The organism is Phytobacter sp. RSE-02 (genome assembly GCF_040578655.1).
Taxonomy (GTDB): Bacteria; Pseudomonadota; Gammaproteobacteria; order Enterobacterales; family Enterobacteriaceae; genus Phytobacter; species Phytobacter diazotrophicus.
In genome coordinates, this window is sequence record NZ_JBEULY010000005.1 from 377,442 (window position 1) to 395,102 (window position 17,661).

Annotated in this window: 15 protein-coding genes; 10 read left to right on the top strand and 5 right to left on the bottom strand. The window is 55.8% G+C overall.

All coding sequences use genetic code 11. The annotated features are described in order from the left end of the window. Positions 1–183: 183 nt before the first annotated feature. Positions 184–1,200, top strand: a complete 1,017-nt coding sequence (locus tag ABU190_RS14160) for an SMP-30/gluconolactonase/LRE family protein (RefSeq protein WP_354691652.1) — start codon at positions 184–186, stop codon at positions 1,198–1,200. A 94-nt stretch (positions 1,201–1,294) separates the two neighbouring features. Here the strand turns inward: ABU190_RS14160 and pyrE are convergent, their stop codons facing one another. After that, positions 1,295–1,936, bottom strand: coding sequence for an orotate phosphoribosyltransferase (gene pyrE, locus ABU190_RS14165; protein WP_354691653.1), 642 nt, complete (start codon positions 1,934–1,936; stop codon positions 1,295–1,297). A gap of 211 nt (positions 1,937–2,147) precedes the next feature. Then, on the bottom strand, positions 2,148–2,864 hold the full coding sequence (gene rph / locus ABU190_RS14170) for a ribonuclease PH (RefSeq protein ID WP_039080110.1): 717 nt from the start codon (positions 2,862–2,864) through the stop codon (positions 2,148–2,150). A gap of 124 nt (positions 2,865–2,988) precedes the next feature. Here rph and ABU190_RS14175 point away from each other — a divergent pair, with 124 nt between their 5' ends. Further along, entirely contained in the window at positions 2,989–3,852 is an 864-nt protein-coding gene (locus tag ABU190_RS14175) for a YicC/YloC family endoribonuclease (protein WP_039080109.1), read from the top strand. 136 nt (positions 3,853–3,988) lie between these two features. Further along, entirely contained in the window at positions 3,989–5,233 is a 1,245-nt protein-coding gene (locus ABU190_RS14180; protein WP_354691654.1) for a glycosyl hydrolase family 28 protein, read from the top strand. Between the two features lie 80 nt (positions 5,234–5,313). Here ABU190_RS14180 and ligB read toward each other — a convergent pair whose 3' ends face one another. Then, positions 5,314–6,990, bottom strand: coding sequence for an NAD-dependent DNA ligase LigB (ligB, locus tag ABU190_RS14185; RefSeq protein ID WP_354691655.1), 1,677 nt, complete (start codon positions 6,988–6,990; stop codon positions 5,314–5,316). Between the two features lie 256 nt (positions 6,991–7,246). On the opposite strand from ligB, the gene gmk reads away from it, so the two are divergent. The 5 genes from gmk (at position 7,247) to recG (ending at position 13,258) form a co-directional block, all read left to right on the top strand. Continuing rightward, positions 7,247–7,870: a guanylate kinase gene (gene gmk / locus ABU190_RS14190; protein ID WP_039080107.1), complete on the top strand. Its 624-nt coding sequence runs from the start codon at positions 7,247–7,249 to the stop codon at positions 7,868–7,870. A 53-nt stretch (positions 7,871–7,923) separates the two neighbouring features. After that, the gene (gene rpoZ / locus ABU190_RS14195; RefSeq protein ID WP_000135058.1) at positions 7,924–8,199 is read left to right on the top strand and encodes a DNA-directed RNA polymerase subunit omega; all 276 of its coding nucleotides are present in this window, start codon (positions 7,924–7,926) and stop codon (positions 8,197–8,199) included. Positions 8,200–8,217: 18 nt separating this feature from the next. Then, entirely contained in the window at positions 8,218–10,350 is a 2,133-nt protein-coding gene (spoT, locus tag ABU190_RS14200; protein ID WP_354691656.1) for a bifunctional GTP diphosphokinase/guanosine-3',5'-bis pyrophosphate 3'-pyrophosphohydrolase, read from the top strand. A gap of 131 nt (positions 10,351–10,481) precedes the next feature. Beyond that, positions 10,482–11,171, top strand: coding sequence for a tRNA (guanosine(18)-2'-O)-methyltransferase TrmH (gene trmH, locus ABU190_RS14205; RefSeq protein ID WP_193794701.1), 690 nt, complete (start codon positions 10,482–10,484; stop codon positions 11,169–11,171). A 5-nt stretch (positions 11,172–11,176) separates the two neighbouring features. Further along, a complete protein-coding gene (gene recG, locus ABU190_RS14210; protein ID WP_354691657.1) occupies positions 11,177–13,258 on the top strand; it encodes an ATP-dependent DNA helicase RecG in 2,082 nt (693 codons plus the stop codon). Here recG and ABU190_RS14215 read toward each other — a convergent pair whose 3' ends face one another. Continuing rightward, positions 13,259–13,936, bottom strand: a complete 678-nt coding sequence (locus ABU190_RS14215) for a hypothetical protein (RefSeq protein WP_354691658.1) — start codon at positions 13,934–13,936, stop codon at positions 13,259–13,261. A gap of 226 nt (positions 13,937–14,162) precedes the next feature. On the opposite strand from ABU190_RS14215, the gene ABU190_RS14220 reads away from it, so the two are divergent. Continuing rightward, positions 14,163–15,548 carry a uracil-xanthine permease family protein gene (locus ABU190_RS14220; protein WP_107222650.1) on the top strand — a complete coding sequence of 462 codons (1,386 nt, stop codon included), beginning with the start codon at positions 14,163–14,165 and terminating at the stop codon, positions 15,546–15,548. 120 nt (positions 15,549–15,668) lie between these two features. Continuing rightward, on the top strand, positions 15,669–17,411 hold the full coding sequence (locus ABU190_RS14225; RefSeq protein ID WP_354691659.1) for an AsmA family protein: 1,743 nt from the start codon (positions 15,669–15,671) through the stop codon (positions 17,409–17,411). A 176-nt stretch (positions 17,412–17,587) separates the two neighbouring features. Here the strand turns inward: ABU190_RS14225 and ABU190_RS14230 are convergent. Beyond that, a partial coding sequence (locus ABU190_RS14230) for a hypothetical protein (protein WP_354691669.1) occupies positions 17,588–17,661 on the bottom strand: 74 nt, incomplete at its 5' end.

Here is a 17,661-nt window from a genome sequence, read left to right on the forward strand (position 1 = left end):
TATTCCTCTGCAGCCTCCAGGGGCTGCATTCCCTTCCCCTTTCCGCCCATTTGTGAAAAAGCCCAACATAATTCATTACGTTGCCAGATGTTCCGCCACTGGACATCTTTTACTCTTCTTCCGGAACAATACTTTTACCTAACAAAAATTCCAGTATTAACACACCAAACAAGGAGAGGTTTGATGGCAACATCACGGCGGGATTTGCTAAAACTAAGCGGAATTGCCACCGCGTCACTATTAATCAGTCAGAAAAGTTTCGCGTCATGGATGCCATCCAGCCGTTACCCCGATCCACGCATCATAGCGGTGGATGACAGCTTTCGCCGCTATATGCTTTCCAGCGCAAAAGTGGAACAAATTGCAACCGGGTATCGCTGGGCTGAAGGCCCCGTCTGGTTTGGCGATACACGTATGCTGCTCTGGAGCGATATCCCTAATAACGCAATAATGCGCTGGGATGAATCCACCGGGCAAACCAGCGTTTTTCGCCATCCGGCAAACTACGCTAACGGCCACGCACGGGATCGACAGGGGCGTCTGATCAGCTGTGAGCACGACACTCGCCGTGTAACGCGTACTGAGTATGATGGTTCAATCACTATTCTGGCGGATAATTTTGGTGGCAAGCCATTGAATTCACCTAATGATATTGCAGTGAAATCAGATGGTTCAGTCTGGTTTACCGACCCGCCTTTTGGCATCTCCGGATTCTATGAAGGACATAAAGCCACGCCGGAATTGCCGCAAAATGTTTACCGTCTTGACCCAGAAAGCCGCAAACTCACCGTGGTTCTGGGCGATGTGAAAGGCCCGAACGGTATCTGTTTTTCACCTGATGAAAAGACACTATACGTAGTAGAAGGACGCGCGACACCCAATCGCCTGATACTGGCATGGGATGTTGTAGGCAACGAACTGAAAAACAAACGAACTCATATCGACTGTGGAAACGGTACAGCGGACGGCATCGCCTGTGATATTGACGGTAATCTCTGGTGCGGCTGGGGAACGGGGACGGAAGAGCTTGATGGCGTACGTGTGTTTAACCCACAGGGTAAAAACATCGGCGTGATCCAGCTACCGGAACGCTGCGCTAATCTTTGCTTTGGCGGTGAACAACGTAACCGCCTCTTTATGGCTTCAAGTACTTCGATTTATTCACTTTACGTCAATACGCAGGGCGCAAAGCTCGTTTAACGCAGCCTGATGTACCAGCCCGGATACCGCTTCACCATATCCGGGCCAGCATACCGTTATATCCCCGGTAAGCACTGCGCCTCCGGGAATACTATTAAATGCCGTACTCTTTCCGATATGCCTTCACCGCGGCCAGATGATCAGCCATTTCCGGCTTCTCTTCCAGATAAGCAATCAGCTCTTTCAGGGTGATAATTGAAATCACTTTGCAGCCGTAGTCGCGCTCCACTTCCTGGATCGCGGAAATATCCGCGCGTCCACGCTCCTGACGATCAAGGGAGATCAGCACGCCTGCCAGCGTCGCGCCGTTCGCCTGGATTATCTCCATGGATTCACGAATTGCCGTACCGGCAGTGATCACGTCATCCACCAGCATGACGCGGCCCTGCAATGCGCTGCCGACCAGCGTGCCGCCTTCACCGTGGTCTTTGGCCTCTTTGCGGTTAAAGCAATACGGCACGTCACGCTCGTGGTGCTCAGCCAGCGCGACTGCTGTGGTGGTCGCGATAGGGATACCTTTGTAGGCCGGGCCAAACAACAGGTCGAAATCAATTTTCGAATCCACCAGCGCTTCGGCGTAAAAACGGCCCAGCAACGCCAGGTCGCGCCCGGTATTAAACAGGCCGGCGTTAAAGAAATAGGGGCTCTTACGCCCGGATTTCAGGGTGAACTCGCCAAACTTGAGCACCTGTTTGTTAAGCGCAAACTCAATAAACTCACGCTGATACTGTTTCATGGATTCGCTCCTCATCTAAGAACCTATCCCATCAGGCTATCTTACTTGCCAGTTTTAACCTGGGCAGTGCTCGAATCCTCACATACTTCGTGTACGTTCCGGATTTTCCGCGCTGTCCGCGTTCAAACGGTCTTCGCCGATTACGCCGACTGGGAAAGGATTTCACTTTTCTATGGACAAAAAAAAGGCGACTTCTCAGTCGCCTTAAAAACTAGTTTGCCAACGCCGCTTTCTGCGTCGCAATAATCGATTCGATTCCCCCTCGGGCCAACGCCAGCAAGGTCAGAAGTTCTTCGTGGGTGAACGGTTCGCCCTCGGCGGTGCCCTGAACTTCAATGATGCGCCCATCTTCGGTCATCACCACGTTCATATCGGTTTCCGCTGCGGAATCTTCCACGTATTCCAGATCGCAAACCGCTTCGCCATTGACGATGCCGACTGAAACCGCCGCCACCAGCCCTTTCATCGGGTTCGCTTTCAGTTTGCCTGCGCTTACCAGCGCGTTCAGCGCATCGGCCAGCGCAACGCATGCTCCGGTGATGGAGGCAGTACGGGTACCGCCATCGGCCTGAATCACGTCGCAGTCCAGGGTGATGGTGTATTCACCCAGCGCCGTTAAGTCTACCGCCGCACGCAGCGCACGGGCGATAAGACGCTGAATTTCCATGGTGCGCCCGCCCTGTTTGCCCTTCGCCGCTTCGCGCGCGTTACGGGTGTGGGTGGAACGCGGCAGCATGCCATATTCGGCGGTGATCCAGCCCTGGCCCTGGCCTTTCAGGAAACGCGGCACCCCCTCTTCAAGGGTGGCGGTGCACAGCACTTTGGTATCACCAAATTCAACCAGCACGGAGCCTTCTGCGTGTTTTGTGTAATTACGGGTCAGGGTGACGGGACGCACCTCGGTGGTGCTACGGCCTGATGGACGCATGATGATTTCTCCGGCTGTTACGAATGTGGCTGCGCATTATACTGGCTTACCAAGGTTATTCCTATCCTGATAAGCCCATGAAAGCTATAATCCCCGCATCTCTCCTTAAAAAACGGGAACGTCTATGATCCGCAGTATGACCGCCTACGCCCGGCGTGAAATCAAGGGTAGCTGGGGCTCTGCCTCATGGGAACTGCGCTCGGTAAACCAGCGTTATCTTGAAACTTACTTCCGTCTGCCGGAACAATTTCGTAGCCTGGAACCTGTGGTTCGCGAGCGCATCCGTACGCGTCTGACTCGCGGGAAAATCGAATGTAATCTGCGTTTTGAACCTGACGCCAGCGCCCAAAGCGAACTGATTCTCAACGAGAAACTGGCAAAACAACTGGTGAACGCCGCCAACTGGGTCAAAATGCAGAGCGATGAAGGCGAAATCAACCCGGTGGATATTCTGCGTTGGCCGGGCGTTATGGCCGCTCAGGAACAGGATCTGGACGCGATTGCCGCTGAAATTCTGTCTGCCCTTGATGGCGCGCTGGACGATTTTATCGTCGCCCGCGAGACCGAAGGCCAGGCGCTGAAAGCCTTAATTGAGCAGCGTCTGGAAGGCGTCAGCACTGAAGTGAAAAACGTGCGTGCACAGATGCCGGAAATTCTGCAATGGCAGCGCGACCGCCTGGTAGCAAAACTGGAAGAAGCGCAGGTCCAGTTGGAAAATAACCGACTGGAACAAGAGCTGGTGCTGATGGCACAGCGTATCGACGTTGCCGAAGAGCTTGACCGTCTGGAAGCCCACGTTAAAGAAACCTACAACATCCTCAAGAAGAAAGAGGCTGTGGGCCGCCGTCTCGACTTTATGATGCAGGAGTTCAACCGTGAGTCGAACACCCTGGCGTCTAAATCTATTAATGCCGATGTCACCAATTCAGCCATTGAGCTGAAAGTGTTGATTGAGCAGATGCGCGAGCAGATTCAGAATATCGAATAATCCCGTGCCAGCGCCCTGAAAGCCCGCAACGCTGCGGGCTTTTTTATTTTCTGCCCTCCGCTCCCGGCCATCGCTTTACAGGTCCGTACCGCCCCCGGTATTGTGATTTTCAGGTTTCCACCTGTCCGGACTTTTTATGTCTTCACCCTCTCGACCGCTTCATGTTCGTACGCTAACGGCCATACTGATGCTCTGTGCCGCAGGGGCACAGGCAGGAGATACGCGCACCGTCACCCAACCCGTCACACCGCCGCCTTGTCAGACCCTTTATGCCAGCGGAACAGACGATGCAACGCAGGCAATCCAGACGGCGCTCAATACCTGCGCTCGCGGAAAAACAGTGCATCTGGCCGCATCAGAAAACTCGGATACCTTCTACAGTGGCCCACTCAGCCTGCCATCGGGCGTTAGCCTTGCGATTGATACAGGAACAACACTGAGGGCTGTCGCCAACCCGGCCCGCTTCGACACAGGCAAACAGACCTGCGGCACGCTGGATGATTCAGGGAAGGGCTGTAAACCGTTTATCTGGATTAAAGACGCGGTCGGCAGCGGGATTTATGGACAGGGGACAATTGATGGCCAGGGTGGCACGGTCATGGCCGGGCGAAACCAGACATGGTGGCAACTGGCAAAAGAGGCGCAAAAAAGCGACAGCAAACAGAATGCGCCTCGCTTAATCCAGATTGATAGCTCCTCAGATATCACGCTGTACCAGATAACCCTCAAAAACGCGCCGAATTTCCACGTAGCGGGCAACCGCAGCAACGGGCTGACCCTGTGGGGGATCACTATCGACACCCCCGCTTTCGCACGTAATACGGATGGTTTTGATCCTATGGGCTCGACGAACGTGACGCTCACCCACAGCGTGATCGGCACCGGGGACGATAATGTCGCCATTAAGGCCGGGAATGCCAGCGCATCCCATATCTCCATTGTGGATAACCGCTTTGGCTCCGGGCACGGCATGTCCATTGGTAGCGAGGTCAATAAAGGTGTGAGTGATGTGGACGTCAACCAGCTCACCCTGAACGGCACAACCAACGGACTGCGCATTAAAAGTGACCGCTCGCGCGGTGGTCTGGTCACCGGAGTTACCTATCGTAATATCTGCATGGAAAACGTGAAAAACCCGATTGTTCTGGACACGCGCTACGAACCTAAAGAAGGGCATCTGCTCCCCATCTTTGGCGATATCACGTTTGATCATGTGAAAGTGCTTACTGCAGGTACGCTGACATTTCAGGGAGACAGCAACAGCAATCCGATTGTAACCACCCTGAAAAATGTGACGCTTGCCAGGGGTTCGGAAATGCACAAAAAATACGCCATTATCCAGGGCGCAATCGCGCCAGGCCCCACGGGATCATGCCCTTGAGATAAATACGTGGGAACATCGCAAAGCAAAATATGGCCGTCATAGCGAAAGACCTCATCGCTGCTGCAAAAGTGACGGCGCTAAAAGCCAGCAATTCCGTGCTCACCCAGCCAGGCCACCAGCGTCTTAACCACCGGCTCCTGAATAAAAGTCATGATCTGGCGGGCTTTCCGGGCACCTATGCCCGGCAGGCGCTGCCACGCCTGGTCGCTTCGGTCCTGTATCTGCTGCCAGTGGGTATCCCCGGCGGCCTGAATTGCCGAGGTCGTTAACGGCAGACCAAGGGCATAAACCCAGCGCACAAAGGGCCGCTCCCGGGCAAGTTCGAAGCGATGCCAAAGCTGCCGTCCGCGAGCTGGTGTTATCCCGGCGGTTTCCTGTAGCTGCGTTTCGGTTAACGCCAGCCAGGAAAAGAGATGTTCAAACCTATGCGCCTGATGCAACGCACGCCAACCCGCCTCCCCCAGCCCCTCAATATCCAGCGCCTGCTTTGAACTCAGCCACGTCAGCCGGGCCAGAAATTGCTCCTGACATTCTGGCGAGGCATAAAAACAGGTGAGCGGCGTGAAAACCGGGGCAGGTGGCTGCGGTTTAACGCGAACCTGCCCACGCCAGACCACATCATCAATGCGTGGGATCCCTTGCCCTGCCAGGCTTACAACTACCCGATCGCCTGGCGCAATATCCAGTTCCTGCCAACGCCGCACGGAACCAACATTGACCCGCTGCACACGTTTATCGTCCAGTTGTACCGGCTCCAGATGGGCAACGACGGCAATTTTCCCGGTACGCCCGACGGTAAAGCGGATATTTTTCACCTCGGCGACCTGTTCCACTGGCGGATATTTCCATGCCGCGACCCAGACACCCTGCCCCGGAAGCCACTGTTTTCCTTGCGGCTCTTGAGCACTTCGTACCACCACGCCATCTGTCACAAAGGGCAGCGCGGTAGTGAACCAGCGCTCACGAAGGACCTCCACCTCATTGATATTGCTGACGGGTACACTGTAGCGTTCCACCCAGTCAAACCCGGCCTGCGTTAATAATTGCAGGCGATGCGCCAACGCTTGCGGCCCGTCCGGCCAGCTCCAGACAAAGACGGCAATGTCCCTTAACACATCCGACCCGCCTCGTCTCATCATGGCGCCCGCCACTTTGGCCCGGGCGTTCATGCCACCCATCTTTTTTTGAATATGACCATCGCGCTTTAAAAACAGCTCGCCTTGTAAGACGCTGTTTGCCAGTGCGCCGGTAACAGTTTGCGGCAGTGCGGGAATACGGCGGGCGTTCTCCGTCCAGTCTTCGCCTGCCAGTCCATTCCCCCGGCTGATGACCCGCTCCAGTTTGCCGTGGCGATAGACCAGTGTGACCGCCACGCCGTCCACTTTCGGCTGTGCCCAAAGCGCTGCTTTACCCGCCATCCATTTACGCAGCGCGTCTTTATTACGCAGTTTATCAACCCCCGTATGGGCAATCGGGTGCCTTACCGTACCGCCCGCTACGGCTGGCGCATCACGGACCGTCTCCTGCCCAAAACAGCGCCGCCAGTTCGCAAGCTGGGCATTGAGATTGTCGTAAACATCGTCGCTCACGGCGCTCGCGCCCTGCAGCCAGTAATCCTCATTCCACTGCGCAATCTGTTTTTCCAGTTGTGCAATCTCTTGTTCTGCTCGCGCTGGCGTCCACACCGGGCAGGCCGCGTTGCTGCATACGCTCCAGACCACCGCGCCGATCATCATAAATATCCTTTTCCACATTTCGCCGTCTCCTTAGCTGAATGCTGCGGGTATATCGCGACGGAAATAGGTTTTCGAGGCACTAAAACAGTGTTTGCGAGGTAGGTTCCGGCGTTTTTCACCGTTTGCAGAAAAAGGGTGGCAAATCAGGGAAAAGGCGCGCAAAACACCATTATCCACAGTAAAAAGTGTGACGAGGGCTACGTCACGTTGCGCCGTTGTGTATAATAGGCACGTATGTAAGTTTCCTTTCGCAATTCACATACAAAAGACTCTCATGGCTCAAGGCACGCTTTATATTGTTTCCGCCCCCAGTGGCGCGGGTAAATCAAGCCTCATTCAGGCTTTATTAAAAACCCAACCGTTGTATGACACCCAGGTTTCTGTTTCACACACCACGCGCGCGCCGCGTCCGGGTGAAGTGCACGGTGAACACTATTTCTTCGTTAATCATGCCGAATTTAAAGCGATGATTGATGATGACGCCTTCCTTGAGCACGCCGAGGTATTTGGCAATTATTACGGCACATCGCGCGCTACGATTGAGCAAGTTCTTAAAACCGGCGTAGATGTATTCCTGGATATTGACTGGCAGGGCGCGCAGCAAATCCGCATGAGAATGCCGCAGGCGCGCAGCATCTTTATTTTGCCGCCGTCGAAAATCGAGCTGGACAGACGTCTGCGTGGTCGCGGTCAGGACAGCGAAGATGTTATCGCAAAGCGCATGGCGCAAGCAGTTGCGGAAATGAGCCATTACGCAGAGTATGATTACCTTATTGTGAACGATGATTTCGATACCGCCCTGGGCGACCTCAAAACCATCATTCGCGCCGAACGTCTGCGTATGGGCCGCCAGATGCAGCGACATGACGCTTTAATCAGCAAACTGTTGGCAGACTGAACTCACATTCAGTATCATGCCCAGTCCATCACCATCTGTGGAGCATTTTAAATATGGCACGCGTAACTGTTCAGGACGCTGTAGAGAAAATTGGTAACCGTTTTGACCTGGTACTGGTCGCCGCGCGTCGCGCTCGTCAGATGCAGGTAGGCGGAAAGGATCCGCTGGTACCGGAAGAAAACGATAAAACCACCGTTATCGCGCTGCGCGAAATCGAAGAAGGTCTGATCAACAACCAGATCCTCGACGTACGTGAGCGCCAGGAACAGCAAGAGCAGGAAGCCGCTGAATTACAAGCCGTTACCGCTATTGCTGAAGGTCGTCGTTAATCAATAAGCGGGTCGCCCTTGTATCTGTTTGAAAGTCTGAATCAACTGATTCAAAACTACCTGCCGGAAGACCAGATCAAGCGTCTTCGGCAGGCGTATCTCGTTGCACGTGACGCTCACGAGGGCCAGACACGTTCAAGTGGTGAACCCTATATCACGCACCCGGTTGCCGTAGCCTGTATCCTGGCCGAGATGAAACTCGACTACGAAACGCTGATGGCCGCGCTGCTGCATGACGTGATTGAAGATACCCCCGCAACCTACCAGGACATGGAACAGCTATTTGGCAAAAGCGTTGCCGAATTGGTAGAAGGGGTGTCAAAGCTTGATAAGCTCAAGTTCCGCGATAAGAAAGAGGCGCAGGCCGAAAACTTTCGCAAGATGATTATGGCGATGGTGCAGGATATCCGTGTCATTCTCATCAAACTCGCCGACCGTACCCACAACATGCGCACGCTGGGCTCTCTTCGCCCGGATAAACGTCGCCGCATCGCCCGTGAAACTCTCGAAATTTACAGCCCGCTGGCGCACCGTTTAGGTATTCATCACATCAAAACCGAGCTTGAAGAGCTGGGCTTTGAAGCGTTGTATCCGAACCGTTATCGCGTCATTAAAGAAGTGGTAAAAGCTGCGCGCGGTAACCGTAAAGAGATGATTCAGAAGATCCTTTCTGAAATTGAAGGGCGTTTGCAGGAAGCGGGAATTCCGTGTCGCGTCAGCGGTCGCGAAAAACACCTGTACTCCATCTACTGCAAGATGGTGCTCAAAGAGCAGCGTTTTCACTCGATTATGGATATCTACGCCTTCCGCGTTATCGTCCATGATGCCGACACCTGCTATCGCGTGCTGGGCCAGATGCACAGCCTCTACAAACCGCGTCCAGGTCGCGTTAAAGACTATATCGCCATTCCAAAAGCGAACGGCTATCAGTCTCTGCACACCTCGATGATCGGTCCTCACGGCGTCCCGGTTGAAGTGCAAATTCGCACCGAAGACATGGACCAGATGGCGGAAATGGGGGTTGCGGCGCACTGGGCCTATAAAGAGCACGGCGAAACCAGCACCACCGCGCAAATCCGCGCCCAGCGCTGGATGCAAAGCCTGCTCGAACTGCAACAGAGCGCAGGCAGCTCATTTGAATTTATTGAGAGCGTTAAATCTGATCTCTTCCCGGATGAGATTTATGTTTTCACCCCGGAAGGCCGCATCGTGGAACTGCCTGCAGGCGCGACCCCGGTCGACTTCGCCTATGCGGTTCACACCGACATCGGCCACGCCTGTGTGGGCGCACGCGTCGACAGGCAGCCGTATCCTCTGTCGCAGTCGCTTTCCAGCGGGCAAACCGTAGAAATCATTACCGCGCCGGGCGCTCGTCCGAACGCGGCATGGCTTAACTTTGTCGTGAGCTCGAAAGCACGCGCCAAAATTCGTCAGTTGCTGAAAAACCTCAAGCGTGATGATTCGGTGAGCCTTGGCCGCCGTCTGCTCAACCACGCACTGGGTGGAAGCCGTAAGCTGGCGGAAATCCCGCAAGAACATATTCAGCGCGAGCTGGACCGCATGAAGCTCGCCTCGCTTGACGATCTGCTGGCGGAAATCGGCCTCGGCAACGCCATGAGCGTGGTAGTGGCGAAGAACCTGCAGCAGGGCGAAGCGACGGCGACAGCGCAAAGCACCGGTACCGCCGCGAGTGTCAGCGCAAGTGGTGGACATTTGCCGATCAAAGGCGCGGATGGTGTACTGATCACCTTCGCGAAGTGCTGTCGTCCGATTCCCGGCGACCCGATTGTGGCGCATGTTAGCCCCGGCAAAGGGCTGGTTATCCACCATGAATCTTGCCGTAACATCCGTGGCTACCAAAAAGAGCCAGAGAAGTTTATGGCCGTTGAGTGGGACAAGGACACCGCGCAGGAATTTATCACCGAAATCAAGGTAGATATGTTCAACCATCAGGGCGCACTGGCGAATCTAACCGCGGCAATCAACACCGCGTCTTCCAATATTCAAAGCCTGAATACGGAAGAAAAAGACGGCCGCGTTTACAGTGCCTTTATCCGTCTGACGTCTCGCGATCGCGTCCATCTGGCGAACATTATGCGCAAAATCCGCGTCATGCCGGATGTGATTAAAGTCACCCGTAACCGAAACTAGTATGTCCTACGCCAAAGCATTCGAATTGCATCGAGGCAGCAAGCGAATGAACCCCCAGGAGCGAACAGAAGTACGTAACTGGGGTGAGAGAGTGCAGCTAACACTGAGGCAATTTGAAGGATGAAGTGTATATGAATGCACAACGTTATGCGCGAATCCGCGAGATGCTGGCCAGGCGTCAACCGGACCTGACCGTCTGTATGGAGCAGGTCCACAAACCGCATAACGTCTCCGCGATTATCCGCACCGCAGACGCCGTCGGCGTACATGAAGTTCACGCCGTCTGGCCGAGTCGTCGCATGCATACCATGTTGTCATCCGCTGCGGGCAGCAACAGTTGGGTGGAAGTGAAAACGCACCCGACCATCGGTGACGCCGTTTCCCAACTGAAAGCGGCGGGCATGCAGATCCTGGCGACACACCTCTCAGACAAAGCCGTAGATTTTCGCGAGATCGACTACACCCGTCCCACCTGTATTTTGATGGGCCAGGAGAAAACCGGGATCAGCCAGGAAGCATTAGATCTGGCGGATCAGGACATTATCATCCCGATGATCGGTATGGTGCAGTCGCTGAACGTCTCCGTCGCCTCGGCGCTTATCCTCTACGAAGCCCAGCGCCAACGGCAAAACGCCGGTATGTACCTGCGCGAAAACAGCATGCTGCCGGATGAAGAACAGCAGCGTCGGCTGTTTGAAGGCGGTTACCCGGTACTGGCGCGTGTGGCAAAACGCAAAGGTCTGCCTTATCCCCGCGTCAACGAGCATGGCGAAGTGGATGCCGACGAAGCCTGGTGGGCCACCATGCAGGCTGCGAGATAACGCTTATGCAAGGTCGCCTGTTGGATGCCGTTCCCCTCAATACCCTTACCGGCGTTGGCGCGGCGCAGGCCAGCAAACTTGCAAAAATCGGCCTGCACACGGTGCAGGATTTACTGCTGCACCTGCCTCTACGCTACGAAGATCGCACCCAACTCTACCCCATTGCCGACCTGCTGCCGGGCATTTATGCCACGGTGGAAGGCGAAGTGCTGAACTGCAACATTACCTTTGGCGGGCGTCGGATGATGACCTGCCAGATAAGCGACGGTTCCGGCATTCTGACTATGCGTTTTTTCAACTTCAACGCGGCGATGAAAAACAGCCTCGCGACCGGGCGTCGCGTGCTGGCCTACGGTGAAGCAAAACGCGGGAAGTTCGGCGCAGAGATGATCCACCCGGAATACCGTGTTCAGGGCGATCTCAGCACCCCGGAATTACAGGAAACCTTAACGCCTGTTTATCCGACGACCGAGGGGATAAAACAGGCGACGTTGCGCAAGCTCACCGACCAGGCGCTGGACCTGCTTGCCACTTGCGCGATTACTGAACTGCTACCGCCAGAGCTGGCACAGGGGCTGATGACACTGCCGGAAGCCTTGCGCACTCTGCATCGTCCGCCGCCGACACTGCAGCTTACTGAGCTGGAAGCCGGGCAACACCCTGCGCAAAGACGTTTAATTCTCGAAGAGTTACTGGCACACAATCTCAGCATGCTGGCGTTGCGTGCCGGGGCGCAGCGTTATCACGCAAAGCCGCTGGATCCTCAGGATACGCTGAAAAATGCCCTGCTGGCCTCGCTGCCGTTCAAACCTACCGGCGCACAGGCGCGCGTGGTGGCAGAAATTGAACGCGATATGGCGCTTGATGTGCCGATGATGCGCCTTGTACAGGGCGACGTGGGTTCCGGGAAAACGCTTGTGGCGGCGCTGGCGGCATTGCGGGCGATTGCCAACGGCAATCAGGTGGCCCTGATGGCGCCGACCGAGCTGCTGGCTGAACAACACGCCAACAATTTCCGCAACTGGTTCGCGCCGCTCGGCGTGGAAGTGGGCTGGCTGGCGGGTAAGCAGAAAGGCAAAGCGCGCCAGGCGCAGCAAGAGGCCATTGCCAGCGGCCAGGTACAAATGATCGTCGGCACGCACGCCATCTTCCAGGAACAGGTGCAGTTTAACGGCCTTGCGCTGGTGATCATCGACGAACAGCATCGGTTTGGCGTACATCAGCGCCTGGCGCTGTGGGAGAAAGGCCAGCAACAGGGCTTCCATCCCCACCAGTTGATCATGACTGCAACCCCCATTCCGCGCACCCTGGCGATGACCGCCTATGCCGATCTCGACACCTCGGTTATCGACGAACTCCCACCGGGCCGAACGCCTGTGACCACCGTTGCCATTCCGGATACCCGACGCAGCGATATTATCGATCGCGTACGCAACGCCTGTACCGGGGAAGGTCGCCAGGCCTACTGGGTCTGTACGTTGATTGAAGAGTCCGATCTGCTGGAAGCCCAGGCAGCGGAAGCCACGTGGGAAGAGTTAAAGCTGTCCCTGCCGGAACTAAATATCGGCCTGGTTCACGGACGCATGAAGCCAGCGGAAAAACAGGCGGTGATGCAGGCCTTCAAACAGGGCGAAATGCATCTTCTGGTAGCGACCACCGTGATCGAAGTGGGCGTGGACGTGCCCAACGCCAGCCTGATGATTATCGAAAACCCGGAGCGTCTGGGTCTTGCGCAACTCCACCAGCTACGCGGTCGTGTCGGACGCGGCGCGGTAGCCTCACACTGCGTGCTGCTCTACAAATCACCGCTGTCGAAAACCGCGCAAAAACGCCTTCAGGTGCTGCGCGACAGTAACGACGGCTTTGTGATTGCGCAAAAAGATCTGGAGATTCGCGGCCCCGGTGAATTGCTCGGCACCCGTCAGACCGGGAATGCCGAGTTCAAAGTGGCTGATTTGCTGCGCGACCAGGCGATGATCCCGGAAGTGCAGCGCATTGCCCGTCATATTCACGAACGCTATCCCCGGCAGGCCGAAGCCCTTATCGAGCGCTGGATGCCGGAAACAGAGCGCTATTCAAACGCCTGATTACTGTTTGTGATAGACGTTATCAAAACTGACGTTCATGCCGCCGCAATAGCCGCTATCACGAACGATTAAGTTGCCATTGACCAGTTGAGCCGCCCCGCTGCAAGTGTATTCCTCTTTCGGGTTTCCCCAGTGCAGCGCATTCCCTTGTGGCGTTATTGTTTCATCGAGATCGCCGGTATGCACAATGTCATATCCTTGCGAATCTTTCCCGCCATACCAGGTCGCCTGTCCCTCGATGTTAATCTGCCCTTTCCCCACAGACGTAATATGAATTTCATTGTCACCCAATTCGGCATGCCATTTACCGGTCCATTCGGCGAGCGTCGCGTTGTGAATCGGCTGCTTTTCTAAGGACTTAGTGGGCATCCAGCCGACAAATTCATGCTTTTTCCCTGAGTACCAGACGCAGCTCCAGCCCGGCACTTCTTGTGCTACCAGTACCGTGTCACCCACCACCAGATACGGTTTTGTTGCGCAGACTTCACCCTGCCCCGGGCAGCCGTCATCATCGCGGTAAAAATGCACGTTGGCATTGGCATCGGTTTTCACTTTCGCCTGGTTGAAGACGCCTGGCCAGGTGGGGAAACTGCCATTACGGCAGGTATGCAGATCGTATTCGTCAGCGAGACATCCGGCAGAGAAAAAGGCCAGGGCGAGCAGTATTTTTCCTTTCATATCAATCCCTAATTTTTAATTATCATGCGCAATTGCCGATGATTTTAGCATTGCGCAAATTCTGCGGAACGATAAAAGCGCGAACCACCTAAAATCGGGGGGCCTTAGAACCCAACTTGCCGCTCTCAACATTCTTTATAAAAGTACGTTTTATTGTTTAGCAACCGTTTGCTTTTACCAAACAGTCCGATAGAATCTCCGCTTTTCCATCAGGGGATTGTTTGCGATGTCTGTCAACACCATCGAGTCCGAAAATGCGCAAACGGTTGCGCATACCCAGCCCAGTGAGCTGATCTACCGCCTTGAAGACCGCCCACCGCTGGCGCAAACCATTTTTGCCGCGCTACAGCACCTGCTGGCGATGTTTGTTGGCGTTATCACGCCAGGCCTGCTGATTTGCCAGGCGCTGGGTTTACCGGCTCAGGATACGCAGCACATCATCAGCATGTCGCTGTTCGCCTCCGGCGTCGCATCCATCATCCAGATTAAAGCCTGGGGCCCGGTCGGGTCCGGCCTGCTGTCTATTCAGGGCACCAGCTTTAACTTCGTTGCGCCATTAATTATGGGCGGAACCGCACTGAAAACCGGCGGCGCCGATGTGCCGACGATGATGGCCGCCTTGTTCGGCTCCCTGATGCTGGCAAGCTGCACCGAGATGGTCATCTCCCGCATTCTGCCGTTTGCCCGCCGCATCATTACCCCACTGGTCTCCGGCGTGGTAGTTATGATCATCGGCCTGTCGCTGATTCAGGTCGGCCTGACGTCTGTGGGCGGTGGCTTCGGCGCGATGGCAAACCATACCTTTGGTGCGCCGAAAAACCTGCTGCTGGCAGGTATCGTTCTTGCCATCATCATTCTGCTGAACCGCCAGCGTAACCCGTACCTGCGTATCGCCTCCCTGGTCATTGCGATGGCGGTCGGCTATCTCGTCGCCATGATGATGGGTATGCTCCCGGCTTACAACGCGCCGGGCAGCACCTTTATGATCCCCACGCCGCTGTATTATGGCCTGAGCATCGACTGGAACCTGCTGCTGCCGCTGATGCTGGTGTTTATGATCACCTCGCTGGAAACCATCGGTGATATCACCGCAACCTCTGACGTTTCTGAGCAGCCGGTTTCCGGCCCGGCCTATATGAATCGCCTTAAAGGCGGCGTACTGGCAAACGGTCTGAACTCCTTTGTTTCTGCGGTATTCAATACCTTCCCGAACTCCTGTTTCGGCCAGAACAACGGCGTGATTCAGCTCACCGGCGTCGCCAGCCGTTATGTGGGTTTCTTCGTTGCCGTCATGCTGATGGTGATGGGTCTGTTCCCGGCCGTTGCCGCCTTCGTTCAGCAACTGCCTGAGCCGGTGCTCGGCGGTGCAACGCTGGTGATGTTCGGTACCATTGCCGCATCTGGCGTACGTATCGTTTCCCGCGAGCCGCTGAACCGCCGCGCAATCATGATCATCGCCCTGTCGCTGGCCGTTGGCCTGGGCGTCTCCCAGCAGCCAATGATTCTGCAATTCGCCCCTGACTGGCTGAAAAACCTGCTCTCTTCCGGCATCGCTGCCGGTGGCATCACCGCTATCGTGCTGAACCTGGTTTTCCCTACCGATAAGCCGTAATTCCAACAGAGGCAGCGGATATATTCCGTTGCCTCTGTAACGCTCTTTCACCATTCGTGCCTTGAGGAATGCGCATAAATCGTGCATAACTCCTGTACAGGCTTACGAGGGTGGAAGATCATGAAATTTATTGGAAAGCTGCTAATTTTCGTCATTGTCGTCCTGCTGCTGGCGATGGTGGCCGGTTATTTCCTGATGCAGACCCGCTGGGGTGCAACGCAGGTTACTAACTGGGTAAACGAAAAGAGTCAATATCACCTCACCGTTGAGGCCATTGACCACCAGCTTTCCTCGCCTTCCCATGTGTTGTTACGCAACGTCAATTTTGGCCGTAAAGGGCAGCCCGCTACGCTGGTCGCCAAAACCGTTGATATCGGCCTGAGTAGCCGCCAGTTCACTGACCCTCTCCACACCGACACCATTTTGCTGCAGGACGGCACGCTGAATCTGTCCCCGGCCACCGCGCCACTCCCCTTCCAGGCTGACCGTCTACAACTGAGCAATATGGCTTTTAACAGCCCGGCGACCGGTTGGGATCTGAGTGCGCAACGCGTCACCGGCGGCGTAAGCCCCTGGCAGCCCGTCGAGGGCAATGTGCTCGGCACGCAGGCGCAAATTCAGATGAGCGCGGGTTCGATGACGCTTAACGGCGTGCCCGCCAGCAATGTATTGATTCAGGGCAGCATTGATAAAGGCACGGTCACATTAACCACCATCGGTGCGGATATGGCGCGGGGTTCGCTGACCGGGAATGCACGACGCGACGCGGATGGCGGCTGGGTGGTGGATAACCTGCGGCTGACTGATATTCGCCTGCAGAGCGACAAATCGCTGAAAGATTTCTTTGCACCGCTCACGACTCTGCCGTCATTGCAAATCGGGCGGCTGGATGTGACCGATGCCCGTCTGCAGGGGCCAGAATGGGCGATTGCCGATCTGGACCTGACGCTGCGTAACCTGACGCTAACCAAGGGCGACTGGCATACGGATGACGGCCAGTTGTCGATGAATGCCAATGAGTTTATCTACGGTTCGCTGCATTTGTTCGACCCGATTATAAACGCGGAATTTACCCCGGCGGGCATCGCGATGCAGCAGTTCACCACCCGCTGGGAAAACGGAATGGTGCGCACATCCGGCTACTGGACGCGCAGCGGGAAAGCGCTGGTGCTGAACGATGCGGCCATCGTCGGGCTGGAATATATGCTGCCTGCCAACTGGAAGCAGTTGTGGATGGATACCCTGCCCGACTGGCTGAATAGTGTCACGCTGACCAGGTTCAGCGCCAGTCGCAACCTGGTGATTGATATCGACCCGGCTTTCCCGTGGCAGTTGACGTCACTGGATGGCTACGGCACCAACGTGCAACTGGCGCGCGACCACAAGTGGGGCGTGTGGAATGGCGATGTGAAGATCAATGCCGCCGCCGCGACCTTTAACCGGGTGGATGTGCGCAGGCCGTCGCTGGCGTTAAGCGCCAACGGCAGTTCGGTGAACATTACCGAGCTGAGCGCCTTTGTCGAGAAAGGGATGCTGGAAGCCACTGCCGTGGTCGGGCAGACGCCGGACCGCACCGTGCGGGTGAGCCTGAACGGGCGTGGCGTGCCGATGAATGTATTGCAGCAGTGGGGATGGCCCGCGTTGCCGATCGGTGGCGACGGTAATCTGCAGTTGAGCGCCACGGGTCGTATTCAGGCCGATGCGCCGCTAAAACCAACGGTTGATGGTGAGCTTTCCGCCGTGAATGCCCAGCAACAACAGGTGAAACAGACGATGCGCGGCGGCGTGGTGTCAGGTGGTGAAGCGGCTGCGCCCGCGTCGGCACCTGTGCCAGCGCCCGCTGAGACACAGCCCACGCCATAACCCTTTTCCCCGGTGGCGCTGCGCTTACCGGGGCTACCGTTCAGGAGGGACGCGTTGTTTACGCCGCCATCCGGGAACCTGGCAACCGTGCCGCCAATGCCCCTCACCCCTGCCCTCTCCCTCTGTACGGTCCGGAGACATGGCAGACAGGTGTTCGGAGACATGGTGAACACTTTTTAACACCCTTTACCCATGATGATCGACCTCTTTTTCAGGTCGATCATCCCCACTTTCGTGCTGTACCACCACA

Excerpts from the sequence above, each read along its gene's own strand:
- ABU190_RS14175 (WP_039080109.1), top strand. The coding sequence starts at position 2,989 with ATGATCCGCAGTATGACCGCCTACGCCCGGCGTGAAATCAAGGGTAGC.
- gmk (WP_039080107.1), top strand. The coding sequence starts at position 7,247 with ATGGCTCAAGGCACGCTTTATATTGTTTCCGCCCCCAGTGGCGCGGGT.
- ABU190_RS14215 (WP_354691658.1), bottom strand. The coding sequence starts at position 13,936 with ATGAAAGGAAAAATACTGCTCGCCCTGGCCTTTTTCTCTGCCGGATGT.
- rpoZ (WP_000135058.1), top strand. The coding sequence starts at position 7,924 with ATGGCACGCGTAACTGTTCAGGACGCTGTAGAGAAAATTGGTAACCGT.
- rph (WP_039080110.1), bottom strand. The coding sequence starts at position 2,864 with ATGCGTCCATCAGGCCGTAGCACCACCGAGGTGCGTCCCGTCACCCTG.
- trmH (WP_193794701.1), top strand. The coding sequence starts at position 10,482 with ATGAATGCACAACGTTATGCGCGAATCCGCGAGATGCTGGCCAGGCGT.
- ABU190_RS14225 (WP_354691659.1), top strand. The coding sequence starts at position 15,669 with ATGAAATTTATTGGAAAGCTGCTAATTTTCGTCATTGTCGTCCTGCTG.
- ABU190_RS14160 (WP_354691652.1), top strand. The coding sequence starts at position 184 with ATGGCAACATCACGGCGGGATTTGCTAAAACTAAGCGGAATTGCCACC.
- ABU190_RS14180 (WP_354691654.1), top strand. The coding sequence starts at position 3,989 with ATGTCTTCACCCTCTCGACCGCTTCATGTTCGTACGCTAACGGCCATA.
- ABU190_RS14220 (WP_107222650.1), top strand. The coding sequence starts at position 14,163 with ATGTCTGTCAACACCATCGAGTCCGAAAATGCGCAAACGGTTGCGCAT.
- pyrE (WP_354691653.1), bottom strand. The coding sequence starts at position 1,936 with ATGAAACAGTATCAGCGTGAGTTTATTGAGTTTGCGCTTAACAAACAG.
- recG (WP_354691657.1), top strand. The coding sequence starts at position 11,177 with ATGCAAGGTCGCCTGTTGGATGCCGTTCCCCTCAATACCCTTACCGGC.
- ligB (WP_354691655.1), bottom strand. The coding sequence starts at position 6,990 with ATGTGGAAAAGGATATTTATGATGATCGGCGCGGTGGTCTGGAGCGTA.